Origin of the sequence: Nocardia sp. CDC160, from assembly GCF_035818795.1 — a bacterium.
Classification (GTDB): Bacteria; Actinomycetota; Actinomycetes; order Mycobacteriales; family Mycobacteriaceae; genus Nocardia.
In genome coordinates this window covers 158,471-185,429 of sequence record NZ_JAYKYT010000009.1, presented here as the reverse complement: position 1 = coordinate 185,429, position 26,959 = coordinate 158,471, and the positions used below count along the sequence as shown (strand labels likewise).

Annotated in this window: 28 protein-coding genes; 21 read left to right on the top strand and 7 right to left on the bottom strand. The window is 67.3% G+C overall.

Translation table 11 applies throughout. The features are described from left to right. Window positions 1-28: 28 nt before the first annotated feature. On the top strand, window positions 29-517 hold the full coding sequence (locus VMT40_RS36550; protein WP_326364227.1) for a DUF2231 domain-containing protein: 489 nt from the start codon (window positions 29-31) through the stop codon (window positions 515-517). A 93-nt stretch (window positions 518-610) separates the two neighbouring features. After that, window positions 611-1,156, top strand: a complete 546-nt coding sequence (locus VMT40_RS36545) for an NUDIX hydrolase (protein ID WP_326364226.1) — start codon at window positions 611-613, stop codon at window positions 1,154-1,156. Window positions 1,157-1,299: 143 nt separating this feature from the next. Here the strand turns inward: VMT40_RS36545 and VMT40_RS36540 are convergent, their stop codons facing one another. Further along, window positions 1,300-1,638, bottom strand: a complete 339-nt coding sequence (locus VMT40_RS36540; RefSeq protein WP_326364225.1) for a hypothetical protein — start codon at window positions 1,636-1,638, stop codon at window positions 1,300-1,302. A 118-nt stretch (window positions 1,639-1,756) separates the two neighbouring features. Further along, the gene (locus VMT40_RS36535; protein WP_326364224.1) at window positions 1,757-2,506 is read right to left on the bottom strand and encodes an SDR family oxidoreductase; all 750 of its coding nucleotides are present in this window, start codon (window positions 2,504-2,506) and stop codon (window positions 1,757-1,759) included. Between the two features lie 74 nt (window positions 2,507-2,580). Between VMT40_RS36535 and VMT40_RS36530 the strand changes: the two genes are divergently transcribed. From VMT40_RS36530 to crcB (VMT40_RS36510), 5 genes are all read left to right on the top strand, one after another. After that, window positions 2,581-3,408, top strand: coding sequence for a helix-turn-helix transcriptional regulator (locus tag VMT40_RS36530; protein ID WP_326364223.1), 828 nt, complete (start codon window positions 2,581-2,583; stop codon window positions 3,406-3,408). Between the two features lie 298 nt (window positions 3,409-3,706). Next, window positions 3,707-4,879 (top strand): FAD-dependent monooxygenase, encoded by a 1,173-nt coding sequence (locus VMT40_RS36525; protein WP_326364222.1) that lies wholly within the window; start codon window positions 3,707-3,709, stop codon window positions 4,877-4,879. 346 nt (window positions 4,880-5,225) lie between these two features. Continuing rightward, window positions 5,226-6,200, top strand: a complete 975-nt coding sequence (locus tag VMT40_RS36520; RefSeq protein ID WP_326364221.1) for an alpha/beta hydrolase family protein — start codon at window positions 5,226-5,228, stop codon at window positions 6,198-6,200. 195 nt (window positions 6,201-6,395) lie between these two features. Further along, a complete protein-coding gene (gene crcB, locus VMT40_RS36515; RefSeq protein ID WP_326364220.1) occupies window positions 6,396-6,908 on the top strand; it encodes a fluoride efflux transporter CrcB in 513 nt (170 codons plus the stop codon). Beyond that, window positions 6,905-7,267, top strand: a complete 363-nt coding sequence (gene crcB, locus VMT40_RS36510) for a fluoride efflux transporter CrcB (RefSeq protein WP_326364219.1) — start codon at window positions 6,905-6,907, stop codon at window positions 7,265-7,267. Before crcB (VMT40_RS36515) ends, crcB (VMT40_RS36510) begins: the two co-directional genes overlap by 4 nt. Window positions 7,268-7,328: 61 nt before the next feature. Here crcB (VMT40_RS36510) and VMT40_RS36505 read toward each other — a convergent pair whose 3' ends face one another. Next, entirely contained in the window at window positions 7,329-8,174 is an 846-nt protein-coding gene (locus VMT40_RS36505; RefSeq protein WP_326364218.1) for an IclR family transcriptional regulator, read from the bottom strand. A 334-nt stretch (window positions 8,175-8,508) separates the two neighbouring features. On the opposite strand from VMT40_RS36505, the gene cysD reads away from it, so the two are divergent. From cysD to VMT40_RS36475, 6 genes are all read left to right on the top strand, one after another. Then, window positions 8,509-9,414, top strand: coding sequence for a sulfate adenylyltransferase subunit CysD (cysD, locus tag VMT40_RS36500; protein ID WP_326313056.1), 906 nt, complete (start codon window positions 8,509-8,511; stop codon window positions 9,412-9,414). Next, the gene (gene cysC / locus VMT40_RS36495; protein WP_326364217.1) at window positions 9,414-11,279 is read left to right on the top strand and encodes an adenylyl-sulfate kinase; all 1,866 of its coding nucleotides are present in this window, start codon (window positions 9,414-9,416) and stop codon (window positions 11,277-11,279) included. Before cysD ends, cysC begins: the two co-directional genes overlap by 1 nt. Then, complete coding sequence (locus tag VMT40_RS36490) at window positions 11,276-12,478, top strand: hypothetical protein (RefSeq protein WP_326364216.1); 1,203 nt, start codon at window positions 11,276-11,278, stop codon at window positions 12,476-12,478. The genes cysC and VMT40_RS36490 overlap by 4 nt, the downstream gene beginning before the upstream one ends. Further along, the gene (locus VMT40_RS36485) at window positions 12,478-13,275 is read left to right on the top strand and encodes an SDR family oxidoreductase (protein ID WP_326364215.1); all 798 of its coding nucleotides are present in this window, start codon (window positions 12,478-12,480) and stop codon (window positions 13,273-13,275) included. Before VMT40_RS36490 ends, VMT40_RS36485 begins: the two co-directional genes overlap by 1 nt. 19 nt (window positions 13,276-13,294) lie before the next feature. Then, a complete protein-coding gene (locus VMT40_RS36480) occupies window positions 13,295-14,431 on the top strand; it encodes a sulfotransferase family protein (RefSeq protein WP_326364214.1) in 1,137 nt (378 codons plus the stop codon). 79 nt (window positions 14,432-14,510) lie between these two features. Further along, window positions 14,511-15,866, top strand: coding sequence for a TIGR03118 family protein (locus tag VMT40_RS36475; RefSeq protein ID WP_326364213.1), 1,356 nt, complete (start codon window positions 14,511-14,513; stop codon window positions 15,864-15,866). A 74-nt stretch (window positions 15,867-15,940) separates the two neighbouring features. Here VMT40_RS36475 and VMT40_RS36470 read toward each other — a convergent pair whose 3' ends face one another. Then, window positions 15,941-17,005: a GlxA family transcriptional regulator gene (locus tag VMT40_RS36470; RefSeq protein WP_326364212.1), complete on the bottom strand. Its 1,065-nt coding sequence runs from the start codon at window positions 17,003-17,005 to the stop codon at window positions 15,941-15,943. 78 nt (window positions 17,006-17,083) lie between these two features. Here VMT40_RS36470 and VMT40_RS36465 point away from each other — a divergent pair, with 78 nt between their 5' ends. Then, the gene (locus VMT40_RS36465; protein WP_326364211.1) at window positions 17,084-17,662 is read left to right on the top strand and encodes a TetR/AcrR family transcriptional regulator; all 579 of its coding nucleotides are present in this window, start codon (window positions 17,084-17,086) and stop codon (window positions 17,660-17,662) included. A 143-nt stretch (window positions 17,663-17,805) separates the two neighbouring features. Further along, the gene (locus tag VMT40_RS36460; RefSeq protein ID WP_326364210.1) at window positions 17,806-18,411 is read left to right on the top strand and encodes a dihydrofolate reductase family protein; all 606 of its coding nucleotides are present in this window, start codon (window positions 17,806-17,808) and stop codon (window positions 18,409-18,411) included. A 67-nt stretch (window positions 18,412-18,478) separates the two neighbouring features. Here the strand turns inward: VMT40_RS36460 and VMT40_RS36455 are convergent, their stop codons facing one another. Continuing rightward, window positions 18,479-19,120, bottom strand: a complete 642-nt coding sequence (locus VMT40_RS36455) for a TetR/AcrR family transcriptional regulator (RefSeq protein ID WP_326364209.1) — start codon at window positions 19,118-19,120, stop codon at window positions 18,479-18,481. Window positions 19,121-19,263: 143 nt separating this feature from the next. On the opposite strand from VMT40_RS36455, the gene VMT40_RS36450 reads away from it, so the two are divergent. From VMT40_RS36450 to VMT40_RS36430, 5 genes are read left to right on the top strand one after another with little or no spacing between them, the layout of a single operon-like run. Beyond that, window positions 19,264-20,415 (top strand): acyl-CoA dehydrogenase family protein, encoded by a 1,152-nt coding sequence (locus tag VMT40_RS36450; protein WP_326364208.1) that lies wholly within the window; start codon window positions 19,264-19,266, stop codon window positions 20,413-20,415. A gap of 32 nt (window positions 20,416-20,447) precedes the next feature. Next, on the top strand, window positions 20,448-21,197 hold the full coding sequence (gene fabG / locus VMT40_RS36445) for a 3-oxoacyl-ACP reductase FabG (RefSeq protein WP_326364207.1): 750 nt from the start codon (window positions 20,448-20,450) through the stop codon (window positions 21,195-21,197). A gap of 16 nt (window positions 21,198-21,213) precedes the next feature. Beyond that, window positions 21,214-22,371, top strand: a complete 1,158-nt coding sequence (locus VMT40_RS36440; RefSeq protein ID WP_326364206.1) for an acyl-CoA dehydrogenase family protein — start codon at window positions 21,214-21,216, stop codon at window positions 22,369-22,371. Between the two features lie 29 nt (window positions 22,372-22,400). Continuing rightward, the gene (locus VMT40_RS36435) at window positions 22,401-23,885 is read left to right on the top strand and encodes a long-chain-fatty-acid--CoA ligase (protein WP_326364205.1); all 1,485 of its coding nucleotides are present in this window, start codon (window positions 22,401-22,403) and stop codon (window positions 23,883-23,885) included. Beyond that, window positions 23,882-24,334: a MaoC family dehydratase gene (locus VMT40_RS36430; protein WP_326364204.1), complete on the top strand. Its 453-nt coding sequence runs from the start codon at window positions 23,882-23,884 to the stop codon at window positions 24,332-24,334. Before VMT40_RS36435 ends, VMT40_RS36430 begins: the two co-directional genes overlap by 4 nt. 52 nt (window positions 24,335-24,386) lie before the next feature. Here the strand turns inward: VMT40_RS36430 and VMT40_RS36425 are convergent, their stop codons facing one another. Continuing rightward, entirely contained in the window at window positions 24,387-25,199 is an 813-nt protein-coding gene (locus VMT40_RS36425; protein WP_326364203.1) for a YdcF family protein, read from the bottom strand. 213 nt (window positions 25,200-25,412) lie between these two features. Here VMT40_RS36425 and VMT40_RS36420 point away from each other — a divergent pair, with 213 nt between their 5' ends. Further along, window positions 25,413-25,880 carry a carboxymuconolactone decarboxylase family protein gene (locus VMT40_RS36420; protein ID WP_326364202.1) on the top strand — a complete coding sequence of 156 codons (468 nt, stop codon included), beginning with the start codon at window positions 25,413-25,415 and terminating at the stop codon, window positions 25,878-25,880. Between the two features lie 140 nt (window positions 25,881-26,020). Here VMT40_RS36420 and VMT40_RS36415 read toward each other — a convergent pair whose 3' ends face one another. Then, a complete protein-coding gene (locus VMT40_RS36415) occupies window positions 26,021-26,878 on the bottom strand; it encodes an NAD(P)H-binding protein (protein ID WP_326364201.1) in 858 nt (285 codons plus the stop codon). Window positions 26,879-26,959: the final 81 nt, after the last annotated feature.

Genomic DNA, 26,959 nt, shown 5'->3' with positions numbered 1-26,959 from the left:
GTTGTCGCCGCGTGAAGGAAAAGTGTCGATGTCCTCGATCAATGGGCTGCCTGCCCACGTTTTGCTGGTTCACCTCATCGTGGTGTTGGTGCCGCTCACCGCGGTGCTGGCGATACTCGCGGCCGTTTGGCCTGCCGCTCGGCGTCGGCTGGTGTGGCTGGTGCTCGTTCTCGCCGTGATCGTCGTCGTCATGACGCCGGTCACCACCGATGCGGGGGAGTGGCTCGAAAAGCGCATTCCTCGAACTCCCGCCCTGCACAACCACACTCACCTCGGCGACACCATGATCTACTTCGCCCTGCCGCTGCTGGCCGTCGCGATCCTGCTCGCCGTCCTGCATCGCCGCGAAACCCGCGGCCACACCCCCTCCCGCCTGCTGGCGGGCGCGCTGGCGGTCCTCACCATCGCCGTCGGTACCGCAGCGACCGTGCAGGTGTACCGCATCGGCGAGTCCGGCGCGCAATCCACCTGGAACGGCGTCGCCGACCAAGCGCCCCTCCCGCGCACGAAGGGCTGATCAAGATCAGGGAGCCGTCGCGGAGGGGATTCGGGCGAATTTCCACGCTGACAGCTCCCTGATCTTGGTGCGGGGGTGGGGGAGGATCGGGGGATGGAGATGGTCGAGAGTCGTGAGGTCTACTCGAATCGGTGGATCACGCTGCGGGAGGACGTGGTTCGGCAGGCGGACGGGGAGGAGTCCATCTACGCGTACATCGAGAAGGCCGAGTTCGCGGTGGTGATTCCCCGGGACGGGGAGCGGTTTCATCTGGTCGAGCAGTACCGGTATCCCTTGCGGCGGCGGTGCTGGGAATTTCCGGGTGGGGCCGTGGCCGGTGGCGAGTTCGACGCCATCGAGGTGGCTCGCCAGGAACTCCGGGAAGAGACCGGGCTGCGGGCGGGGCGGCTCGAATTCCTGGGGAAGGTGTCGCCCGCTCCGGCTACCAGCAACCAGTACGGGCACGTCGTGCTGGCGACCGAACTCACCGAAGGGCCGCATGAGCGCGAGCATTCCGAACGCGACATGACCTCGGCCTGGTTCACGCGGGACGAACTGGAGGACATGATCGTCAGCGGCGCGATCGTCGATGCTCAGACCATCGCCGCGTATGCGCTTCTGCTGCTCCGGGAAAGGCGCGTCGGGCTCGGTCAGCCCTAACCGGCTGTCCAGTCGGATGGACGGTTCATTGCGTTCAAAACCGGAAGCCGCGCTGACGGTGAACCGTGATGTCCCTTGCGCCGTGACGATGAGGGCGTTTAATCGGCGTCGCGGTCCATGCATCGAAGGGCCGGGGGTAACGATCATGGGTCGTATTGGTACGCAACGCGATACGAAGAATGAACATGATCGGAAGACTCGGGAGTGCGGCCATGGCGGTCGCCCTCATCACCGTTTCCCTGGCCACCGGATCGGCGACCGCCCAGGCCGCCGCGACGAATTCCCCGGCCATCCTGGCCACCCACCACGGTGGTGATCGAGGTCAAGACCAAGGACAAGGTCAGGATGAGGGCGGTGGCGACCAAAGCCAAGGCCAGCGACAGCCCCGCGACGACGGCGACTTCTGGTTCGAGCACCACTGCCGCCAGATGCATGAATGGTGGCAGCCCCGCTGCGAGCGCGACGGCGGCGACATGTGGCATCGAGGGGAGCCGCCATCGATTGGGAGTTGGTAGGGAATGGGCCTATTCGTGCACTATCGGCCACGATCGGGCAGGAAACTGTCGGAGCCGAGCCAAAAGTGCACGAATCGGCCCATGATCACCAATCGATCCGGCCGTACTCGTCCTGTCCCCAGATGTATCCGTAGAAGGTGCCCGACGGGCCGTCCTCGGGGAGTGTTGCGAGGTGCACACTGGGTTCCGCGCCCTGTTCGGCGGTGCGGAATCCGCTGTTGCCGTTGAGATCCGTCGCGGTATACCCGGGGTTGGCGGCGTTCACCTTGATCGGGGTGTCCTTCAGTTCCATCGCGTACAGGACCGTCGCCATGTTCACCGCCGTCTTGGACGAGGTGTACGGGATCGCCGAAACCATTTGCGACAACGGGTTGTTTGGATTGGTGCGCCCGGCCAGCGAGCCGACCTCGCTGGATACGTTCACGATCCGCCCCGCCTCGGCCCGCCGCAGCAGCGGCAGCAGCGCATTGGTGACCGCGACCAGTCCGAACAGATTGGTCTCGTATACCTGGCGCAGGGTGGCGAGCGTGCCGGAGGACGGCTTGCCGTCGCCCTCGAGACCGCCGCTGATGGCGGCATTGTTGACCAGGACATCGAGCTTGCCGAAGTCCGCCTCGATGCGCGCGGCGGCCGCGGCGATGGATTCCTCGTCGGTGACATCGATTCGGACGAAGTGGGCGTCCGCGCCCTCGGCCCGCAGTTTGTCGGCGGCGGCCTGTCCGAGTTCGGGGTCGCGCGCGCCGAGCAGGACGGTCATGCCGCGGGCGGCGAGCTGCCGGGCGGTCTCGTAGCCGATGCCCTTGTTGGCACCTGTGATAAGTGCTGTTTTGTTCATGTGAAAAGCATCGGGCCATCGCGTGTTTCGCGGGAGGACCGCTTTGTACCACCTTCGCGGACCACACTGGAGCCATGGCTGACAGGAGCGAACTCGCGGCCTTTCTGAAGGCTCGGCGCAATCGGCTGACACCCAGCGATGTCGGCCTGCCCGCCGGACTCAACCGCCGCGCACCGGGATTGCGCCGCCAGGAGGTCGCGCAGCTGGCCGGGATATCGGTCGACTACTACATCCGCATGGAGCAGGCGCGCGGCTCGAAGCCCTCGCGGCAGGTACTGGCCGCGCTCGCGCGGGCCCTCATGCTCACCGTGGATGAACGCGAGTTTCTGTACCGGATCGCCGGTGAGCAGCCGCCCGCGACCGCCGGGCCGAACCGGACTGTGCCCCAAGAGATTCGGACCATCCTCGACAACCTCGCCGCACCCGCGTACGTGGTGGACGCCACCTACGAGGTGCTGGCCTGGAATCGCGCCGCGGCACCCTTCCTCGGCGATCTCGACACCGTGCCGTCGCACGAGCGGAACATGGTGCGCTGGATGTTCCGCGAGGCGGCCGACCATCCGCAGTGGTCCGATGCCGACACCCGCGATTTCGCGCGCGCGATCATCGCCGATCTGCGGGCCGCCTACGCCCGCTATCCCGGCCATCCGGCGCTGTCGGCGCTGGTCACCGAATTGCTGGGCACCTCACGACGTTTCGCCGACATGTGGGGCGCGCACGAGGTGGAGGTGCGGCGCACCCACCGCAAGCGCATTCGCCATCCCGACCTGGGCCCCTTGGACTTTCACTGCCAGCTGCTGCACATCTCCGACACCGATCAACGGCTCATCGTCTACTGCGCGACCCCGCACACCCGCACCGCGAGCGTCTTCCAGTCGCTGGCCGCGGCCGCCGAAGGCTGAGCACGTCGCCAGCGAGGCCCCAGGTCGGTCCCGATCGTGCGCAGCCCGATGTCCACCGGCGTGGTGTCGAGCAGTCCCATGATCGCGGCGAACGGCGACCACCCCGGCGGTGTGCCAGGTCCCTTATTGGCGCGAAAGGGCACGCGGGCGCGTGTCTCGGGCGGCATACCGTGAGTTCCGTGCGCGGCATAGGTCAACATTCGTTGGCCAACAACTGTTGACATGGCTCCGACCGGGTCGTATCGTTTAATTCAACAGACGTTGGCCAACAAATGTTGGCAGAGCTTCAGGAGTCGTCATGAACACCGTCCCCGCCACCGCCTCGGTCGTCATCGTGGGTGCCGGTCCCGCCGGAATGACCGCGGGCATCGCCCTCGCCGACGCCGGTGTGAACGTGGTGCTGCTCGACAAGCTGGCCGCGGGCGCGAACACCTCCCGCGCGGTCGTCGTGCACGCCCGCACCCTCGAGGTGCTCGAACAGTTCGGTGTCACCGAGCAGCTGCACGAGCACGGCATCGTGGTGCCGAACTTCGTGATGCACGACGGCGATCGGGTCTTGGCCCGCGTCTCCTTCGCGGGTCTGCCCACCAAGTACCCGTACACCGTCATGATCGGTCAGGAATCCACCGAGGCAATCCTGTTGGCGCGCTTGGAGAAGGCGGGCGCACGGGTCTTCCGGCACACCGAGGTGCGGTCCCTCACGCAGGACGCCGACGGGGTCACCGTCGAGTACACCGATGCCGACGGCACCGTGAATTCCCTTCGGGCGGACTGGGTCATCGGCGCGGACGGCATGCACAGCAAGGTCCGCGAGGCCGCGGGAATCGGTTTCACCGGGGCCACCTACCCCGAATCCTTCGTCCTCGCCGACGTCCGCATGACCTGGCCGGACCCGCGCGACGAGGTGTCGCTGCACCTCTCGCCCGAGGGCGTCACCGTGGTCGCGCCGCTGCCGGACCCGCGGCCCGACCGCTACCGCATTGTCGCCACCGTGGCCGACGCTCCCGAACACCAGGACCTGGCCTATGTCCAGGCGCTGGTCGACGCCCGCCGTCCGGGCGCGCACGTCAAGGTGGAGGAGATCATCTGGAGCTCGCGCTTCCGCGTGCACCACCGGGTCGCCGACCACTACCGCGCCGGGCGCATCCTGCTCGCCGGTGACGCCGCCCATGTGCACAGCCCCGCCGGTGGCCAGGGCATGAACACCGGCATCCAGGACGCCGCCATGCTCGGCAAGCTGCTGGCCGCCGTGGTCGGCGGCGCACCCGAGGCCACCCTCGACGAGTACGAGAAGACCCGCCGCCCCGTCGCGCTCGGCGTGGTGAGCTTCACCGATCGGGTCACCCGCATGGCCACCCTGCGCCCCCTGCCCGCCCGCCTGGTCCGCAACCTCGTCATCAGCACCCTCGCCCGCATCCCGGCCTTCCGCCACAAGCTGGCCTACCAGCTCGCGGAACTCGCCAACCGCTGATCGACATACCGCTCCCCGCAACAGAATTCGTCGGCCCGCACCCTCATGGTGCGGGCCGCCGACGTTTGTGGACTGCTCCGATCAATGGCTACCGGCGGTGGTCCCAGCGGTGGTGATCACCGTGAGGCTGGCATCTGGGCTGCCACCACTCGTGGTCGTCGCGGCATTGGTGCCGCCACCAGCCGGGAGCGGTCTGCACGATGGTGCCGGAGGGTGTCCTGGACCGGCGTCGCGGTCTGCGCCGACTCGTGTTGCGCATCAATACGATCCACGTGACCATCCTCGGATTCGAGGGGACCCTGCGTGCCGCGCTGTCGGCGGGGTGGGGACTGCTTACGATTCGGCCATGCGTAGTCGCGAGGTCAGCTGGGAACTGGGTCCTACCACCGTGTACGGGACGCTGGTGAAGCCCGATGGCGCCGGGCCGTTTCCGGGTGTGGCATTTGTGGCGGGCAGTGGGCCGACCGACCGGGATTGGAATTCGCCGCTGCTCCCGGGAACCAATGGCAGCGGCCGATTGCTCGCCGAAGCCTTGGCGGAGGCCGGGATCGCGTCGATACGGTATGACAAGCGCGCGTCGGGGCCCCATGTGCGCGAGACGATTCCGCTGCTGATCGGCACGCTGAGCATGCGCAGTCACCTCGACGAACTCATCGGCGCGGTGCACCTCCTGGCGGATGAGGACGATATCCGCGGCGATCGAATCTTTGGGCTGGGCAATAGCGAGGGAACGCTGCATGTGCTGAACTACGCGCTCAGCGGCTCCCAGCCGCCGTTCGCCGGATTGATCCTGGCCGCGCCACCCGGGCGGGCGGTGGGTGATGTGGCCCGGGCGCAGCTCGCCGCGCAGGCCACGGCCCTACCCAATGGCACAGAGCTGATGGGACTTTACGACGCGTCGATCGCGCGATTCCAGGCCGGGGAGGCCGTCGCCCCCGACCCAGAGCTTCCCGAGGGCGTGCGCAATCTGCTGCTGTCCCTGGAGAATCCGGCCAATCTGCCCTTCGCCCGCGAATTGTGGACCGCCGATGCGGCGCAACCGCTGCGCCGGGTGCGGGTGCCCGTGCTGGTGGTGATCGGAAAGAAGGACCTGCAGGTGGACTGGCAGGCCGACGGTCAGGTGCTCGAGCGAGCGGCCGATGGGCACGAGAACGTGTCGTTTCTGTTCCCCGAGAACGCCAACCACATTCTCAAATACGAGCCCCGCCCCCACGCCGAACTGACGCAGGGCGAAGCCATGACCCAGTACAACTCGGCCGACACCCATCTCGACCCGGAGACCGTCTCCGCCCTCGTCACATGGCTGCGTGCACGCCTCTGACCAGGGCGAACACGGCCAGCGTGGTGTGTGATTCGCTTCACCATCGGCCCGGCGGGCGGGCGCGGCAGACTACCCTGGACGAGATTGCGGCGGTGGGGCTCGCCGCTCCGGACCCGGTCCGGAACAACCGTGGCGTCGCCACCAACAGTCCCTACCCCTGGAAGCCGTTGCGGCGGCATGGAGTAGGAGACTTCGGTGAGCAGTGAGCTGACCACGTCCGGCAGGGCCGGGGAACCCAACGATCCGGATATCGATATCCACCGGACCGAACACCGGCGGGAGCTGGCGCGTTCGCAGGTCGCGATCGTGACGGTCATCGCCGTCGGCGGCGCGTTCGGAGCGCTGGCCCGCTACGGATTGGCGCAGCTGTGGCCCACCCCGCCCGGCGGATTCCCCTGGGCGACCTTCGTGACCAATGTGCTGGGCTGCTTCCTCATCGGCATCCTCATGGTCGCCGTGACCGAGATCTGGGTGGCGCATCCGCTGGTCCGGCCATTCCTGGGCGTCGGCATTCTCGGCGGCTTCACCACATTCTCGACCTACGCCAACGACACCCGCGCCCTGTTGAGCCCCGACACGATCGTCACCGCCTTCACGTATTTCGTCTTGACCCTCCTGTGCGCGCTGCTGGCCACCCTCGTCGCGGTGCGCCTCACCCGCGCGGCCTACGCGGCCACCCGCCGCCCCGGGCGAAAGGCCGCCGCATGACCCTGCTGCTCGTCACTCTCGGCGCGATGATCGGCGCGCCCCTGCGCTACCTCACCGACCGCGCGGTCCAAACCCGGCACGACAGCGTTTTCCCCTGGGGCACTTTCCTGGTCAACCTCACCGGCTGCCTGATCCTGGGCGGCCTCACCGGTGCCGCCCTCTCCACCCCCTGGATGATGGTGGCGGGCACCGGTTTCTGCGGCGCGCTCACCACCTACAGCACCTTCAGCTACGAAACCATTCGCCTGGCCGAACAGCGCACCTACCTCTACGCCGCCCTGAACATCGCGGCCACCCTGCTCGCCGGTCTAGGCGCAACCATCCTCGCCCACACCGCGGTCCACGCGCTGCTCGCCTGACCCGCTCCGCGAGATCGGAGGAAACCTACGCCCGGTACGGCGGCGCGCCGGGAGGGGTGAATCAGGCGCGGAGCGTGGTGGTCACGGTGGTTGCCGCTTCGATGGTGGCGTCCGCGAGGGCGCGCAGACGGGTGGCCGAGAGGTTGGTGTCGGGGCAGGCGACGACGGAGGCGATGACCGTGCCGGTGGGGGAGAAGATCGGGGCCGCAATGGAAACGACGGCATTGTGGTCGGTGAGTTCGTCGGGGAGGTAGTCGATGGTGATGAGGTCGGCGATCATGGCCGAGAGGCGGTGGCGGAGGGGGTCGGTGACAGGGGAGTGGCGCAGGGTTGCGAGGGCCTCGAGCATGGGGGCGGAGTCGTCGGCGAGGCGTTCCACCGAGTAGCCGCGGGCGGCGATGGCGTCGAGGACGGCCTCGAGCCGGGGGCGGTGGCGGGGGTCGGCGGCCGCGAGCCAGGCGGTGCGCTCGGAATCCGGTGCCCAGGCGACGAATTCGCGACACACCGGAGGGGCGAAGGGCATGCGGCGGGCATTGCGGATCCAGGGGACCGGCGGGGTGCCGATGACCTCGGTAATGACGATGGCGTCGGTTCCGGCGGACGGCGCGTCGCCCTGGCGTTCCAACTCGGCGAGGAACACGGGGATGCCGTGGTCGTCGGCGAGGCGTCGCATGGGATTCAGGGCCAGCCCGCGCAGGGGGAAGGCGGACTCGGCACGGCGGGCGACGGTCACCAAACCCAGTCCGAGACCGTAGTTTCCATCGGCGTCACGGATGGTCCAGCCGTCGGCGGTGAGCTGGGTGAGCACGGCGTGGGCGGTGGCCCGGGACATGCCGGTGGCGCGGACGATACGCGCGAGGGTGAGCCGTTCGCCGGGGTGGCGGGACAGCAGTTCGATGGCCTGCACGACGCGGTGGGTCGGCGGCGAGGCGGGGGCTGGAGCTGGTTCGGCCGCCGTGCCCGGTTCGGAAGCGACTGGGGCGGTGGTGGATTCAGGCAACTCGTTCCCTGCTGGTGTCGGTCCCGGCGGCCCGGGAGGGTCGGGCCCGATCGTATCGGTCGGGGCAGCTGTCATCTGTACCGGAGTGACGGCGGGACGCGGGAATTCGGGCACGGGTATTGACCGTCGCCCCGATGCCGACTTATCGTCGGTGTCACATAATCGAACAATAGCGTCGAATATTCGACACTGCAAGTCTTCGGGCAACGCGGGGTCGGCGGCGCGGCGAATGGGTTGAGAGATGCGCGCGGGATATGAGCTGTCGCACCTGAACGCCTTGGAGGCGGAATCGGTGCACATCATTCGGGAGGTGGCGGCGACCTTCGAACGGCCGGTGCTGCTGTTCTCCGGGGGCAAGGATTCGGCGGTCATGCTGGAGCTGGCGCGGCGGGCGTTCTGGCCCGCGCCGCTACCGTTCCCCCTGCTGCACATCGATACCGGGCGCAATTTCGACGAGGTCATCGACTTCCGGGATCGCACGGTCGCGCGGCTGGGAGCTCAGCTGCTGGTCGGCAGGGTGCAGGACGATATCGACGCGGGCCGGGTGACCGAGCGTCCCGGCGAGACGCGCAACCGGCTGCAGACGGCCACGCTGCTGCGCACCATCGGCGAGCATCGCTTCGACGCGGTCTTCGGCGGCGCGCGACGCGATGAGGAGAAGGCGCGGGCCAAGGAGCGGGTGTTCAGCTTCCGCGACGAATACGGTGCGTGGGATCCGCGCGCGCAGCGCCCGGAGGTGTGGAACCTCTACAACGGCCGACACCGCAAGGGCGAGCACATTCGCGTCTTCCCGCTGTCGAACTGGACCGAGCTCGACATCTGGGAATACATCGGCCAGGCCGAGGTGGAACTGCCCCCGCTGTACTACGCGCACCGCCGCACGGTCGTCGAGCGCGACGGAATGTTGTTGGCGGACAATCGATTCCTGACCTTCGGCCCGGACGAGAAACGGTTCGAGGCCACCGTCCGCTTCCGCACCCTCGGCGACGCCGACTGCACCGGCTGCGTCGAATCCACCGCCGTCGACGCCGCCGAGGTGATCGCGGAAACCGCCGTCACCCGCCTGACCGAGCGCGGCGCCACCCGCGCCGACGACCGCATCTCCGAATCCGGCATGGAAGACCGCAAGCGAGAGGGCTACTTCTGATGCGCCGCAACCTCTTACGGCTCGCCACCGCGGGCAGCGTCGACGACGGCAAATCGACCCTCATCGGGCGGCTGCTGTTCGACTCCAAGAGCCTGTTCACCGACCAGCTGGATGCCATTGAGCGCGCGAGCCTTTCGCGCGGCGGCGACGGACCGGACCTGTCGCTGGTGACCGACGGCCTGCGCGCCGAACGCGAGCAGGGCATCACCATCGATGTCGCCTACCGTTACTTCTCCACGCCGCGTAGGAAATTCATCATTGCCGACACCCCGGGGCATGTGCAGTACACCCGGAACATGGTGACCGGCGCGTCCACCGCGGACCTGGCGCTCATTCTGGTCGACGCGCGCAAGGGCGTCTCGGAGCAGACCCGCCGCCACGCCTTCCTGTCCTCGCTGCTGGGCGTGGGTCACCTGGTGCTGTGCGTGAACAAGATGGATCTGGTCGACTGGTCCGAGCAGCGGTTCGAGGAAATCCGTTCGGAATTCGCGGATTTCGCCACCAAGCTCGATGTCGGCGACCTCAGCTTCATTCCGGTCTCGGCCCTGCACGGCGACAATGTCGTGGATCCCTCGCCGCGCACCGCCGACTGGTATCCGGGCCCGCCGCTGCTGCGCCACCTCGAGGAGGTGCACGTGGCGTCGGACCGCAACCTCATCGACAACCGGCTGCCGGTGCAGTACGTGATCCGCCCGCACGGCGAGACCCAGCGCAGCTACGCGGGCACGGTCGCGGGCGGCATCTTCAAACCGGGCGACGAGGTGGTGGTGCTGCCCTCGGGCCGCACCAGCCGGGTGAATCAGATCTGGGCTCCGGGCGGCGGCAAGGTCGACGAGGCGTTCACCGGCATGGCCGTCTCGCTCACCCTCGACGACGAAATCGATATCGGCCGTGGCGATATGCTCGCCCGTCCCGGCAACCAGCCGCACACCGACCGCGAGCTCGACGCCATGGTGTGCTGGTTCTCCGACGACACCCAGCTGCGGGCCGGGAACTCCTACTCCATCCGCACCGCCACCCAGACCTCCAAGGTCGAGGTGAGCGAGCTGGACTACCGGCTCGACGTGAACACCTTGCATAGGCAGACCGACGCGGATGCCCTGTCGCTCAACGACATCGGCCGCGTGAGCCTCAAGAGCCGCCAGCCGCTGCTGTTCGACCCGTACCGGGAGAACCGCGCCACAGGCAGCTTCATCCTCATCGACGAAACCACCAACCAGACCGTCGCCGCGGGCATGATCACCGGACGTTCCACCGGCACACCGCGAGTCGAGCACAAGGCCTCGAATGTGGTGTGGCACAGCTCCGCCGTGGAACGCGGGCAGCGGCTCAGCGCCGGTGCGACCGTGTGGCTGACCGGGCTGTCGGGCTCCGGAAAGTCCACCATCGCGGTCGAATTGGAGCGGCAGCTGATCGCCGCCGGGCAGCCCGCCTATCTCCTCGACGGCGACAACCTGCGGCACGGCCTGAACAAGAATCTGGGCTTCACCGACGAGGACCGGCGCGAGAACATTCGCCGCGTCTCCGAGGTCGCCGCGCTGTTCGCCGACGCGGGCGTGGTCGCCATCGTCTCGCTCATCAGCCCCTTCCGCGCCGAGCGGCGGGAAGCGCGAAAACTGCACGACGGCAAGCATTTGCCGTTCCGCGAGGTCTTCGTGGACACCCCGCTCGAGGAATGCGAACTGCGCGACCCCAAGGGCCTGTACAAGAAGGCCCGCGCCGGGGAGCTGCCCGAATTCACCGGCGTCAGCTCGCCCTACGAGCGGCCGGAGTTCGCCGATCTGACCATCACCCCCGCGGACGGGACGCCGTCCGAGATCGCCCGTCGAATTCGAGAATCACTAGGAATCGCAGACAACCGATGACACAACCAGACATCGAGCAGGCCGAGCTGGCGCTCACCGATCCATTCATCGCGGCGGTGACCGAGGCCGAAAAGCTCATTGCCGCCGCGGATTTCATCCGTGACCCGCACGACCTCGCCGAGGGCTACGACTACCTGCAGGGCAGCATCGCGGCGGTCTTGCAGCTGTCGCGGGCGCACGGCACCTCGCACCCGTACTTCGTGTCCTCCACCGGCCCGTACACCAAGATGGGCCTGGACAACCCGGACACGCTCTACTACCACGCCACTATCGAGCCCGGCGCGGAATACCTGCTCACCGGTGTGCGCGGCAGCACCGTCGATCTGAGTTTCCAAGTCCTCAAGGGCGATTACACCGCCACCGATGTCCCGAACGGTGACGACGCGTTCGACGACCGCCGCCTGACCATCGACGAGGACGGCAGCTACCGGCTGCGCTTCGGGCCGCCCAAGGAGAATCCGGAGCCCAACTACTTCGTGCTCGGCGAGGGCGCGTCCATGCTGGCCGTGCGCGAGGTGTACGGCGACTGGAATGCCGAGCGCAAGGGCAGCATTCGCATCGAACGTGTGGACACCATCGGCACGCCGCCGGTCGAGGCCGGGGTGGAGCAGCTGCGCAAGCGGTACCGCGCGGCCGGGCGCATGCTGCTGACCCGGGTGCACACCTGGTTCAACTTCCCCAAGTGGTTCTACCTGAATCTGCCGGTCAATACGCTGACCGAACCCCGGCTCACCCCGGGCGGATTGAGCACCCAGTACTCCTCGGTCGGGCATTTCGAGCTCGAGGACGATCAGGCGCTCATCATCACCGTCCCGAAATCCGATGCGCCGTATCAGGGTTTCCAGCTGGGCAGCCGCTGGTACATCTCCCTGGACTACGTCAACCACCAGACTTCGCTGAATCATCGGCAGGCGCAGGTGGATCCGGACGGCATGATCCGCATGGTGGTGTCGGCCCGAAACCCGGGGATTGCCAACTGGATCGAGACCACCGGCCGCAAGCTGGGCATCCTGCAGTTCCGCTGGCAGCGGGTCGGCCGGGTCATCACGCCCGAGGACGGGCCGACCATCGAATTGGTCCCGTTCGACAAGGTGGCCGAACGGCTGCCCAACTACGAACACAATCGGATCGACGAGGCCGGGTGGCGGGAACGAATCGCGAACCGCCAGCGCGCCTTCGCGGAAAGGATGCTGGGGTAGTGACCAGGCTGAAGACAGGACTGCTGGCCGACAAGGTCGTCGTGGTCAGCGGCATCGGACCCGGCCTCGGCCGCTCCATCGCCCTCGAGGCCGCGGCCGCCGGTGCCAAGGTCGTGCTCGCCGCGCGCACCGAGTCCAAGCTGAAGGAGGTCGCCGAGGAGATCGCGGCCGAGGGCGGCGCGGAAACCCTGTGCGTGCCCACCGATATCACCGATCCGGCGACCGTGCAGAACCTGGCCGCCCGCACCCTCGAAACGTTCGGGCGGGTGGACGCCCTGGTGAACAATGCCTTCAAGGTGCCGTCCATGAAGCCATTGGCGCGCACCGACTTCGAGCAGATCCGCGAGTCCGTCGATCTCACCGTGCTCGGCAATCTGCGCATGACCCAGGCCTTCACCGACGCCCTCGCCGAGACCAAGGGCTCGGTCGTCATGGTCAACTCCATGGTGCTGCGCCACTCCGAACCCCGCTACGGCAGCTACAAGATCGCCAAGGCCGCCCTGCTGGCCATGTCGCAGACCCTGGCGACCGAGCTGGGGGAGAAGGGGATTCGCGTCAACAGCGTGCTGCCCGGCTACATCTGGACCGACCAGCTGAAGTGGTACTTCGGCGAGATCGCCAAGAAGTACGGCATCACCGAGGAGCAGGTCTACCAGCAGACCGCGTCCAAATCCGATCTGAAGCGGCTGCCGCTGCCCGACGAGATCGCCCAGACCATCGTCTTCCTGATGTCACCGTGGGCCAATGCCATCACCGGGCAGACCATCGACGTCAACTGCGGCGAATACCACGTCTGAGCAAGGAGTTTCACCCATCATGACCGGACGTACCGACGTCGGCACCATCGAGGATCTACACCGCTCCGCCACCAAGGTCACCGGCCTCGAGGACTTCGGAGCCGACGACTATCTGGAGGCACTCGGCGTCCTGCTCGAGTCCTATCAGCGCGATGCCGGGCTCACCGAGCTCGGCTCCAAGATGAGCCGCTACTTCCTGCGCGGCGCGCTGGTGGCCCGCGCCCTGAGCGAGGCCTCGTTCAAGGCCAACCCGCAGCACACCGAAACCGCCATCACCAGACCGATTTTCGTGACCGGCCTGCCCCGCACCGGCACCACCGCGCTGCACCGGCTGCTCGCCGCCGACCCCCAGCACCAGGCCCTGGAAATGTGGCTGGCCGACTTCCCGCAGCCGCGCCCGCCGCGCGACACCTGGGCCGACAATCCCGTCTACCGGGCCGTCGACCAGGGCTTCGCACAGCACCGGATCGAGAATCCGGAATACATGGGCGTGCACTACATGACGGCCGCCGAGCCGGAAGAGTGCTGGCAGCTCATGCGACAGACGGTCAAGTCCATCTCCTACGAGTCCCTGGCCTACCTGCCCACCTACTCGCAGTGGCTGCGCAAGCAGGACTGGACCGACGCCTATGCGCGACACCGCAAGAACCTCCAGCTGATCGGGCTCGGTGATCAACGCCGCTGGGTGCTCAAGAATCCCAGCCACCTGTTCGCGCTCGACGCGCTCATGAAGGTCTACCCGGACGCGCTGATCATTCAGACCCACCGCGACCCGGTCACCATCGTGGGCTCCTCGTGCAGCCTGTCCGAGCTGACCACCAAGGGCTGGTCGACCACCTTCGTCGGCGAGACGATCGGCGCGACCCAGCTCGAACTGTGGTCACGCGGCCTGCGCGAGTTCACCGCCGCCCGCGCACGGTACAACCCGGACCAGTTCCTGGACATCGAGTTCGACGAACTGCGGGCCAACCCGTTCGCGACCATCGAGAAGATCTACTCGACCTTCGGCCTCGAGTACACCGATGCGGCGCGCGCGGCCATGGTCGCGCTCGACGAGGAGAGCAAGTCCGGCGACCGCAAACCGTCCCACCGCTACTCCCTGGCCGACTACGGCCTGACGGAAGACCAGGTCAGGGCCGAATTCAGGGTCCCCTAACACCCCGCGGGTCCTTCCAGCTATGGTTAGCATCACCTAACGCCGCACCTGGGCGTTGTGTTGGAAGAAGGACCTGAGGATGAACGGACGCTCGAGCGGCATGCCGCCGGTGCGCAAGACCCTGCTGCGTGTCACGGCTGTGGGCGCGGCACTGGTTGTGGCGGCGGCATGCGGCAGTACGAAGTCGAACAATGACGACGTCAAGGCGCTCGACGGCAATCACTACACCCAGGTCAATATCGCCTCCAACAAGGCGTCGGACAAGGCGCCGTTCACCGATGAGCGCTTCATCAACGCCTGGGGCATCGCGGACCGGCCCAAGGGCGCGGGCGGGCACTTCTGGGTCGGCGCGGGCGGCTACTCCTTCCAGTACGTCGGCGATGTCACCAAATCGCCGGATGCCAAGTACCAGAAGATGTTCCAGGATCCGCTGAAGCTGGTCACCATTCCGGGCGCGGACTCCGTCCCGGACGACGACGGCGACGACTCCGAGGGCAAGACCACCGGCGTGGTGTTCAACCCGGCCCCCATCACCTCCGACATCTTCGCGGTGAAGGACCAGCCGGTCAGCTACGACGGCAAGGACGAAAAGCTCACCGGCTCCGCGCGATTCATCTTCGCCACCGACTCGGGCAAGATCTCCGGCTGGACCGAGCAGGGCGCGAACGGCGCCATCGTGCGCCACGACGGCCCGGCCGTGCTCGAATTCGACGGCAGCGCACAGGGTATGGGCTTCAAGGGCATCGCCCTGGATCCCTCCGGCACCAAGCTGCTGGCCGCCGACTTCGGCAAGGATCCGCAGATCCGCACCTTCGACAAGGACTGGAAGCTGGTGCCCACCACCGGTTTCGCCAACCCCTTCGCCACCGGTGACGCCATCGACCCGGCCGACGCGTCCAAGGGCAAGAAGCTGAAGATCGGCGATCCGGCCCCCTTCAATGTCGCCACCATCGGCGACCGCGTCTTCGTCACCTACGCCGTCACCCAGCCCAAGGACGGCGACCCCACCCAGCTCAAGGCGGGTGAGGAGGACAAGCTCGACAAGGACAAGGAAAAGGACGCGGGCAACAAGGCCAAGAAGGGCCAGGTCGCCGAGTTCGACAAGAACGGCAAGCTGGTTCGCACCCTCGACGCCGACGGCCGACTCAACGCCCCCTGGGCCGTCACCATTGCCCCGCAGGGCTTCGGCCCGCTCTCCGGCAAGCTCCTGATCGGCAACTTCGGCGGCGCGGGCCACATCCTCGCCCTCGACGACGCCACCGGCAAGTTCGTCGACTACCTGCGCGACGGCGACGGCAAGCCCGTCGAAATCGACGGCCTCTGGGGCCTCATGTTCGGTAACGGCGAATCCCTCGGCGACGCCGACGCCCTCTACTTCACCGCGGGACCCAATGGCGAGAAGGAAGGCCTCTTCGGCAGCCTCCGTCTGAAGTAAGCCTCGCACAAGCGAATTCAGGCCCCGAGCCATCCGGCTCGGGGCCTGAGTCGTTCGCGCGAACGTGCGCCGGATCAGGACATGGCCAGTTCAGCCCTGTCCGACAGTTCTGTCTCGTCCGACACTGTCGTCTCGTCCGACAGCGCCTTATCGTCCAAGAGAGCCGCCGAACCCGTTGAGCGGAAACGCTGTTGGTACTTGCGCGGCGAAATGCCGAGGCGGGCAATGAAGGCGCGGCGGAGGGCTTCGCTATTGCCGTAGCCCGCGGCCATGGCGGCCTCGGTGACGGTGTGGCCCGCGTGCAGGAGATCGCGGGCGGCGCAAAAGCGCACGAAGGCCACGTATTCGGCGGGGGACCGCTCCAGTTCGGTGCGGAACAGGCGGGTCAGATGGCGGGGACTGACCTGGGCATGGGCGGCGAGGGTGCGAACCGTATGCGGGAAGGCGGGATTCGAGCAGATCAGATCCGCCACCCGGGCGACGAGGGCGCTGCGCGGCGGTGGACCGCTCAGCGCCGCGGTGAACTGGGATTGGCCGCCGCCGCGCTGCATGTACACGACCAGCGATTGCGCCACGCGCCGAGTCACTTCCGGCCCGTGGTCCTCCTCGACCAGGGCCAGTGCCAGATCGACACCCGCCACCACCCCGGCCGAGGTGTACAGATTGCCGTCGCGCACGAAGATCGAGTCGGGCCGCACCTCGATGGCCGGATACCGTTGCGCCAGTTCACGAGTGAACTTCCAATGGGTGGTCGCGGGCCTGCCGTCCAGCAATCCGAGCCGGGCCAGCACGAACGCGCCGCTGCAGATCGAGGCGAGCCGACGGGTCCGGGTCGAGAGGTCGCGGGCGGCAGCCAGCAGGTGATCGGTGACGAACCGGGCGGGCGGCAGTTCGCTGCCCGGAACGACGACGGTATCGAAGTCCCCGGCGTCGGCCGCCGCGGCATTGACCTCGATGGTGGTGCCCAGCGAGGTGCGCACGCCGCTCCCGTCGGGGGAGATCAGCACCACCTCGTAGTCGGATACCGATTGATTGGCCTCCACGAATACTTCTGCCGGACCGGCGAAATCGAGCATCTTGACACCGTCGAACACCAGGAAGCCGATGCGCCTGCGCGGCCGCGCCACGGATGAGGACATGTCAACCAGTATTATGGAGCCGTGCCTCCAAAACAAGCACTGTGCGCGGCGTCGCACGTGGATTGGTACGGTGCCCCCATGGGACGGCCGCGACAGTTCGATGAATCGAACCTGCTCGACGCCGCGATCGAGCAGTTCTGGTCCAAGGGGTACGACGACACCTCGGTGGAGGATGTCTCGCTGGTCGCCGGTGTCGGCAATGGCAGCATCTACGGCGCGTACGGCAATAAGCGCGGACTTTTCCTGGCCGCGTTCGCCCGCTATTGCGATCGCCGGGCCGCGTTCGTGCGCGACACCGTGCTGGCCGCACCCGGTTCCACCCGCGCCGCGGTGCTGACCCTGCTGCGGGCCGTCGCCGAGGACTGCGCCGCCCAGCCCGGTCGGCGCGGCTGCCTGATGATCAATAGCGTCGCCGCCCTGGGCGGGCGGATTCCCGAGGTCGCGGAGGTCGGTGCGCGCACCACCCGGGCCATGGAGGAGGCCGTCGCCGAACGGCTGCGCCGCGACGCCGCCGTGGACGGTGCGGCGGTGTCCGCCGCGAGCGCCCACATCATCCTGGTCTCCCAGGGGCTGATCCAGTTGAGCCGCATGGGCGTATCGCGCGAGCGCCTGCACGAGATCGCCGAGATTTCGCTCACTCCACTGCCCTCGGCCTGATCCCCGGCGACCTGCCGAAACGGGCGCCGCGCGAGCGGCCGGTCGTTACGGTGGATTCCTCGGCGATGAATTTCGGTCGTGTGGGTCGTCGTATGGGTAACCGCGCGGCCCGAACTCACGACCCACTGCCAAGGAGCACCCCGATGCGCAAGATCACCGCTGGCCTGTTCATCTCCGTCGACGGCATTGTCGACAACCCGCAGGACTGGCACTTCCCCTACTTCAATGACGAGATGGGCGAGGCGGTTTCGGCGCTCGTCGCCCCCGCCGACACCCTGCTGTTCGGCCGGGTCACCTACGACTCCTTCGCCGGAGCATGGCCCGAGCGCGAGGCCGCGGGCGGCGAGGATGCCGGATTCGCCAAGGCGCTGGGCGATATGCGCAAGATCGTCTTCTCGCGTCAGGACCTCGAATTCACCTGGCGCAACTCCGAACAGGCCAAGGGCGACCTGGTCGACGTGGTGACCGCGCTCAAGGCCGAGGAGGGCGGCGAGATCACCCTCAGTGGCTCCACCTCGGTCGTGCGCCAGCTGCTTGAGGCCGGGTTGGTCGACGAGCTGCACCTGCTCGTGCACCCGATCGCCCTGCAGAACGGCGGCCTGCGCCTGTTCGAGGAGGGGACTACCGTTCCGCTGCAGCTGATTTCGGTGACGGCCTTCAAGACTGGTGTGCTGCACACGGTTTACGGTCCGGCCGAAGCGCCCGCTCAGCAGGGCTATGAGGAGGCCAAAGCGCATATCGCGCAATAAGATTGGCGCATGAGAGGCGGGGCCGCCAACGGCGGTCCCGCCTTTCGCGTGCGTGTGTGCCGCAGCGTTACGACGACCGCTTCTTGCCAAGCGCGTCGTAGCGCAGTTGCAGCCCGTCGACGAAGGCCGACAGCGCCAATTCGAAACTCTCGGCATCGATTTCGTCGGCCTTGGCGCGCAGCAGATGCGCCTGCTCGAGGTGGGGATACCGGTCGCGGTAGACCTGGACGTCGTCGACGAAGCCGCGTGAGAACGAGCCCATGGTCGCGCCCATGACCAGGTAGCGGGTGGCCGCGCCGATCATGGTGGCCTCGCGCGGGGGCCAGCCCGCGGACACCAGGCCGCCGTGGACGGCATCGGCGTGGCGCAGGTTCTCCTCGCGGGTACCGGGCCCCGCGGCCAGGTAGGCGACGAAATTGGGGTGGCGGACCAGGGCATCGCGATACGAGTGCGCCCACGACACCAGCCCGGTGCGCCAGTCGCCCGATGCGAAGGCCGAGGTGTCGACGCGGGTCATGATGCCGCCCGCGATGTCGTCGAGGACGGCGTCCTTGGTGGGGTAGTGGGTGTAGAGCGAGGCGGCCTGCACGCCGAGTTCGGCGGCGAGCTTGCGCATGGACAGGTCGGCGAGACCGTCGCGGTCGATCAGCGTCAGGGCCGCCTCGCGAATGCGTTCGCGGCTCAGCAGCGGCACTTTCGGCCTGGCCATCCGGCTCACCTCCTCCTGTGGTGGACCCCGATGATCCCCCCGCTCGCGGGTCGAATTTATCACCGGATTCTTGATAACCGAACACTGTTAGGATAGCGTCGAGTTATAAACCTAACAACGTTTGGTTAGGAGACGTCACAATCATGGACTTCGAACTCGGCGAGTCGCAGCGCGAACTGCGCGAGCTGGCGCGCGCCTGGGTGGACAAAGAGGTCGTGCCCCACGCCGCCGCCTGGGACCGGGCCGAATCGGTGGATACCGCGATTGTCGGAAAGCTCGGGGACATGGGCTTTCTCGGCATCGAGATCCCGGAGGAGTACGGCGGCTCCGGCGGCACCGCCCTGGACTACTGCCTGCTGCTCGAGGAACTCGGACGCGGCGACAGTTCGGTGCGCGGCATCGTGTCGGTCTCGCTGGGGCTGGTCGCCAAGACGATCAAGACCTACGGCACCGAGGCGCAGAAGCGGGAATGGCTGCCGCGACTGTGCGCCGGGCAGGCGCTGGGCTGCTTCGGGCTCACCGAACCGGGCACCGGCTCCGACGCGGGCAATCTGACCACCAAAGCCGTTGCCGACGGCCAGGATTGGCTGCTGTCGGGCACCAAGATCTTCATTACCAATGGCACCTGGGCCGATGTCGCGATCGTCTTCGCGCGCACCGGCGGGCCCGGGCCCCGGGGCGTGACCGCGTTCCTGGTTCCCACCGATGCGCCGGGATTCACCCGCACCGAGATCAAGGGCAAGCTCGGTCTGCGCGGCCAGGCCACCGCGGAACTGGTCCTGGACGGGGTGCGCGTGCCCGAAGCCAACCGGCTCGGGGAGCTAGGTCAGGGCTTCAAGATCGCCATGGCCGCCCTGGACAAGGGGCGCATGGGCGTGGCCGCCGGATGCGTCGGCGTCGCGCGCGGCTGCCTGGAGGCCGCGGTGCAATACGCTGGCCAGCGCGAGCAGTTCGGCAAGCCGATCGCCTCCTACCAGCTTGTTCAGGAGCTCATCGCCGATATCGCCGTCGAGGTCGAGGCGGCGCGGCTGCTGACCTGGCGGGTGGCGGATCTGGTGGAGAAGGGTAGGCCCTTCGGCACCGAGGCCTCGGTCGCCAAGCTGTTCGCCAGCGAGGCCGCGGTGAAGGCCGCCAACAATGCCATTCAGGTGTTCGGCGGATACGGCTACATCGACGAGTACCCGGTGTCGAAGTACCTGCGCGATGCCCGCGTGCTCACCCTCTACGAGGGCACCAGCCAGATTCAGAAACTGCTCATCGGGCGGGCGCTGACCGGCGTCAACGCCTTCGTCTGAGAAAAGCCATTGTTCGAGAAGGAGATTCACTCATGTCGAAAGTTGCGGTAGTGACCGGCGCGGCCCGGGGCATCGGCGCGGGCACCGCGGCCCGCCTGGCCGCCGACGGATTCGCCGTCGCCATCGTCGATCTCGACGAGGCCGCCTGCAAGGACACCGTGGACGCCATTGTCGCCAAGGGCGGTAGGGCCATCGCGGTGGGCTGCAATGTCACCGACGAGGAACAGGTGCGGGCCGCGTTCGAACGTATTGCCGCGGAACTGGGTTCGGTCGACGTGCTGGTCAACAACGCGGGCGTGCTGCGCGACAACCTGCTGTTCAAGATGTCGGTCGAGGACTGGGACATTGTCATGTCGGTGCACCTCAAGGGCACGTTCCTGTGCTCGCGGGAGGCGCAGAAGTACATGGTGAAGCAGAAGTCCGGCAAGATCGTGAACACCTCCAGCGTGTCCGCGCTGGGCAGCCGGGGGCAGGCCAACTACAGCGCCGCCAAGATGGGCATCCAGGGGCTGACCCGCACGCTGGCAATGGAATTGGGGCCGTTCGGGATCAATGTGAACGCCGTCGCGCCGGGCTTCATCGTCACCGAGATGACCGATGCCACCGCCGCGCGTGTGGGTGTCTCGCCGGAGGAGTTCCGCGAGCAGGCCGCCAAGATCACCCCGCTGCGCCGCGTCGGCGAGCCCGCGGACATCGCGAACGTGGTGTCGTTCCTCGTCTCCGACAACGCTTCCTTCGTCACCGGCCAGACCATCTACGTCGACGGCGGCCGCCGCCTCTAGTTCGGAGATCTTCACCATGCAGAGAACAATTTTCGACAAAGATCACGAAGCCTTCCGTGAAACGGTGCGCGCTTTCCTCGAGGCAGAGGTCGTGCCGGTCTACGACGAGTGGTACGCCGCTGGGATCGCGCCGCGCGAGTTCTATTACAAACTGGGCGAACTCGGCGTCTTCGGCATCGAGGTGCCCGAGGAGTTCGGTGGCGCGGGCATCGAATCGTTCAAGTTCCAGGCCATCCTCATCGAGGAATGCGCCCGTGCCGCGGTGTCTTTGGGCGGTTCCAGCGTGCATGTCGGGCTGTGCCTGCCCTACATTCTGAATCTGGCCACCCAGGAGCAGAAGGAGCGCTGGCTGCCGGGCTTCGTCTCCGGCGAGACCATGTTCGCCATTGCCATGACCGAACCCGGCACCGGCTCGGACCTGGCCGGAATGCGCACCACCGCAAAGCTTTCCGAGGACGGCACGCACTACGTGCTGAACGGGTCCAAGACCTTCATCACCGGCGGCGTGCTGGCCGACCGGGTCATCGTGTGCGCCCGCACCGCCGCGCCCACCGAAGGCGATCGCCGCCACGGCATTTCGCTGTTCGCGGTGGACACCAAGTCGCCGGGTTATACGGTCGGCCGCAAGCTGGACAAGCTGGGGCTCAAGGTCTCCGACACCGCCGAACTCAACTTCACCGACGTCAAGGTGCCGGTCGAAGATCTGTTGGGCGAGGAGCACAAGGGCTTCTCCTACCTGGGCCAGAACCTGCCGCAGGAGCGGCTGTCCATCGCGGTCGGCGCGTACGCGCAGGCCAAGGCCGCGATTCGGTTCGCGAAGGAATACACGCAGCAGCGCAATGTCTTCGGCCAGCCGGTCGCGGGCTTCCAGAACACCAAGTTCGAGCTGGCCGCCTGCCAGGCCGAGGTCGACGCGGCCGAGGCCGTGGTCGATCGCGGGCTCGAAGCCCTCGACGAAGGCACCCTCACCCCGGCGGATGCCGCCTCGGCCAAGCTGTTCTGCACCGAGGTCGCGCACCGGGTGATCGACCGCTGCCTCCAACTGCACGGCGGCTACGGATTCATAAATGAATACCCCATCGCCCGCCTCTACGCCGACAACCGCGTGAACCGAATCTATGGCGGCACAAGCGAAGTCATGAAGATGATCATTGCCAAGAGCATGGGCCTCTGACCCGCCCCATCGATCAACCCGAGGTCTCAATGAACGCGACTCTCTCCCTGGCCAGCATCCTCGCCGAACCGGCGTGGCGGCGACCCGACCACCTCGCCCTGATCGAGGGCGACCAGCGCATCACCTTTCGCGACCTGTGGCGGCAGGCCCGCGAACAGGCCGGGGCGCTCATCGCATCGGGGGTGCGGCCGGGCGACCGGGTCGCGCTCATGGGACCGAACACCGCGGACTTCCCGCGCGCCTACTTCGCCATCCTGGCGGCGGGCGCGACCGTGGTGCCGGTGCACCTGCTGCTCACCGCCGACGAAGCCGAATACGTGCTGCGCGACAGCGGGGCCAAGACGCTGATTTGCCATCCGATGGTGGAGGCCGTCGGCAAGGAGGCCGCCCGCCGGGTCGGGATCGACTGCCTGAACCCGAAAGAGCTGACAGGCGAGGCGATTTCGACCAATGTCTCGCGCAGCCCGCTCGACACCGCCGTGGTGTTCTACACCTCCGGCACCACCGGGCGGCCCAAGGGCGCGGAGCTCAGCCACCTCAATATGGTCATGTGCGCCACGGTGAACGCCTTCGACGCGAATGAGGTGAAGCGCGAGGACATCGCGCTCGGCGCGCTGCCGCTGTTCCACGTGTTCGGGCAGACCGTCTCCATGAACTCGCACTGGCGGGTCGGGGCGACGCTGGTCCTGTTGCCGAGATTCGATGCGGCACAGGCGATCCAGCTGATGGTGCGGGAGAACGTCAATACGTTCCACGGCGTGCCGACCATGTACCACGGACTGCTCGAAGCGGCCAAGGACGCGACGCGCCTACCCGAGCTGCGCCTGTGCATCTCCGGCGGCGCGGCCATGCCGCCGGTCATCATCGAGGAGTTCGAGAAGGTCTACGGCGCGCACATCCTCGAGGGCTACGGCCTGTCCGAAACCTCGCCCACCGCAACGGTGAACCAGCCGCAACTGGGCCCCGAGGTCGGCACCGTCGGGCATCCGGTGTGGGGCGTGGAGGTCGAAATCGCAGACCCGGATCAGCGCGACCGGATCACCCTGCTCCCCGCCGGATCCATCGGCGAGGTCGTGGTGCGCGGCCACAATGTGTTCTCCGGCTACACCGGCCGCCCCGACGCCACCGCGGAAGTCATGGTGGACGGCTGGTTTCGCACAGGCGACCTCGGCGTCAAGGACGAGGCCGGATACCTGCGCATCGTGGACCGGATCAAGGAGATGATCATTCGCGGCGGGTTCAATGTGTACCCGACCGAGGTCGAGGCGGCACTGCTGCGGCACCCGCACATCGCGCAGGTCGCGATCATCGGCGTCCCCGACGAGAGCCACGGCGAGGAGATCCTGGCGATCGTCGTGCCGTCCGGGCCATTGACCGCCGAGGAGGTCATCGAGTACGCCAAAGAGCATGTGGCCCGGTACAAGTACCCGCGCCGGGTCGAGTTCGTCACCGAACTGCCCATGGGGCCCACCCACAAGATCCTCAAGCGGGAACTGAAGGAGCGTTACGCATGATCGACTTCGGCGACTTCGAGCAGCTGCGCAAGGCCGTCGGCACGGAAATCGGTGTGAGCGAATGGATCACGGTCGATCAGCGCCGCATCGACACCTTCGCCGACGCCACCGACGACCACCAGTGGATCCACGTCGACGCCGAACGCGCCGCCGCCGGACCCTACGGGCGCACCATCGCGCACGGTTTCCTCACCCTGTCGCTGACCGTGCCCATGACCGCGCAGGTCATGACCGTCAGCTCCGCCAGCATGGCGATCAACTACGGGCTCAACAAGGTTCGGTTCATCAACCCGGTGCGCGTGGACAGCCGCATTCGCGGGCGGTTCACCCTCGACTCCGTCACCGACATTCCCGGCGGCGTCCAGGTCGTGCGGACGGTGACCGTGGAGATCGAGGGCCAGGACAAGCCCGCCTGCGTCGCCGAGAGCATCACCCGCTACCTCGCCTGAACGAACAAACCTCGGGCCCGCCGATCGTCTCGATCGGCGGGCCCTCGGCTTCTCAGCTGTGCGGCCCGAACGGCACCGCGGCGAGGGGAGCCGCGTCCGGAGTCATGGTCGCCACCACCGAGATTCCGGCCGCCTGAAAATTCGACAGCGCCCGGGCGATGTGGTCCGCCGAGGTGATCAGGATCGCCGCGTGCGCACCGATGAGGTCCATGAGCTGCGCCGAGAAGGTCGCGTTCTGGACTGTCGAATTCGCCCTGGTCTCCGTGTGAATGCGGGCGCGATCGATGCCGCGCTCGACCAGCCAGTCCGCCATGGCGTCGGCCTCGGTGACACCGTTCTGCGGATTGCCGCCGGTCACGATGATCGGGGCCTGCGGGGACAGCAGCGCCGAGACGTATCCGGCGTACAAGCGCGCCATGAGTTCCGGACGCATCTGGCCGTCGGGCTCCAATCCGTACCCGAGCACCACGATCGCGGTGTCCGGGGCGAACAGGGCGGGCAGGTTGACGCCCGGGAGATCGATGCCGGGCAGTCCGATGCCATGGAGATCGACATCGGTGAAGTTGAGCGTCTTCAGGGCATCGATGTCCGCCAACAGGTTCTGGGACAGGCCCGCGAGCTGGTCGAACTGCACCGGCTGCGGCGGGATCTCGGCCCGCACCGGTTCCGGCGCGTCCGCGTGGGCCGGGGCCGCGGCCAGCACGAGCACCGTCGCGCTGGGCAGCAGGGCCTGGATGGCCTTGGTGCGCAAGGTTTTCGGGATGGATCGGTGATGTCGGCCGGTGCCGCCGCGTCGCACGGTCGGGTGGACCCCCTGCCACTGACCGTTGGGTGAGATTTTCCGATGTCTGCCTGCGTCGAGCATCGCAACCCCCTAGGTAGCCCTGATGTGACTACCGGTCGGTTCACAATCTTCCGAATCATGATCGCGCCGGATGGCCTCCGGCGGAGACGGTTTCGCAAAAACAAGTGACCGGCATCACAGCGGAGCCGATGTCACACCTGCGCGGGCTGCGGCGTCAACCTGGCGTAGGCAACCGAAACACGGCAGCCGAAACCACACGGAAGAGAGAGAACGATGACCCGCTTCAACATGTTCGAGAACGAGCTCGCCGGAAAGTTCATCAAGCGCTTCACCGCCGCCAGCCGTCTCATCGACGACTCGACCCTGCCCAAGGCCACCCAGGAACTGGTGAAGATCCGCGCCTCCCAGATCAACCACTGCGGCATGTGCCTCGACATGCACACCAAGGACGCCGCCGCGGCCGGTGAGACCTCCGTCCGCCTGGCGCTCGTCGCCGCCTGGAAGGAATCCACCGTCTTCACCGACGCCGAGCGCGCCGCCCTGGCCCTCACCGAGGAGGGCACCCGCCTGGCCGATGCTTCCCCCGGCATCTCGGAAGACACCTGGGCCCAGGTGCGCAAGCACTACGACGACGACCAGATCGGTGCCCTGATCTCCCTGATCGCCACCATCAACACCTGGAACCGCCTGAACGTCATCTCCGGTGTGACCGGCGGCGACTACGTCCCCGGCCAGTGGTGACTCGCCCGCGTCATCCCGGCGCGCGTCACATTCCGGCGTGGGTTTGGCCGGAATCCACTCTGCGAGGGTGGAATCCGGCCAACCGCGTGCCGGGATGACGGGGCGGGGTGGGCGGTCGGCCGGTGCAGGCTGTTCGTCGCTCAGGCGGTGAAGGCCGCGCGGTGCGATGCGCACCAGTCGGCGAAGGTGTGAGCCGGGCGGCCGAGGAGTTCGGCCACCGTGTCGGTGCGTGCGCCCACGGTATCGGCGCGCAGGATGGCGAAGCCTTCGACGAGGGCCTCGGCCAGGCGTGGGGGAGCGCCGTTGGGGAAGCGGGCGGCGACGACCTCCTCCGGTGTGGTGGCCTCGCGAATCTTGATGTCGCGCTGGAGGATTCGGGACAGGATGGCCACCTGTTCGGTGATGGTGAGGGTTTCCGGGCCGGTGAGGTGATACGCCGCGCCCTCGTGGCCCGGGTTGGTCAGGCAGCGGGCGGCCACCGCGGCGATATCGGCGGGGTCGATGGGGGCGTAGCGGCCGGGGCCGGAGGGGTCGAGGATCGCCTCGCCCGCGCGGACGGCCGGGATCCATTCCAGGGCGTTGGACATGTAGCCGCCGGGGCGCAGGATGGTCGCGGGAATTCCGCTGGCGCGCACCAGTTCTTCGCGGGCGTGATGCCAGCTGCCCATGGCGGGCAGCGGCTCGACCAGGACGTGGGCCGAGGAGATCAGGACGATGCGGCCGACGCCCGCGTGCTCGGCGGCGGTCAGGGCATTGCGGGTGTGGTTCAGGCCCATGCCCTGAACCAGGAGGAACAGTGTTGTCACGCCGATCATGGCGTGTCGCAGGGCAGCCGGGTCGTCGAGGTCGCCCCGGGTGGGTTCGGCGCTCGGGGGCAGGATCTCCGCCCGAGTCGAATCTCGTACCAGGGCGCGAAATTCCACCCCGTCGGCGTCGAGAATGCGGGTGAGTTCGCGGCCGATGTTCCCGGTCGCTCCGGTCAGCAGTAGCATTGGCATCTCCAGATCGTTAGCCGTCTATCGAAAAACGTTAGACGGCTAACGATCAATGGTCAATGCCCGTTCGCACCCGACCGGAGG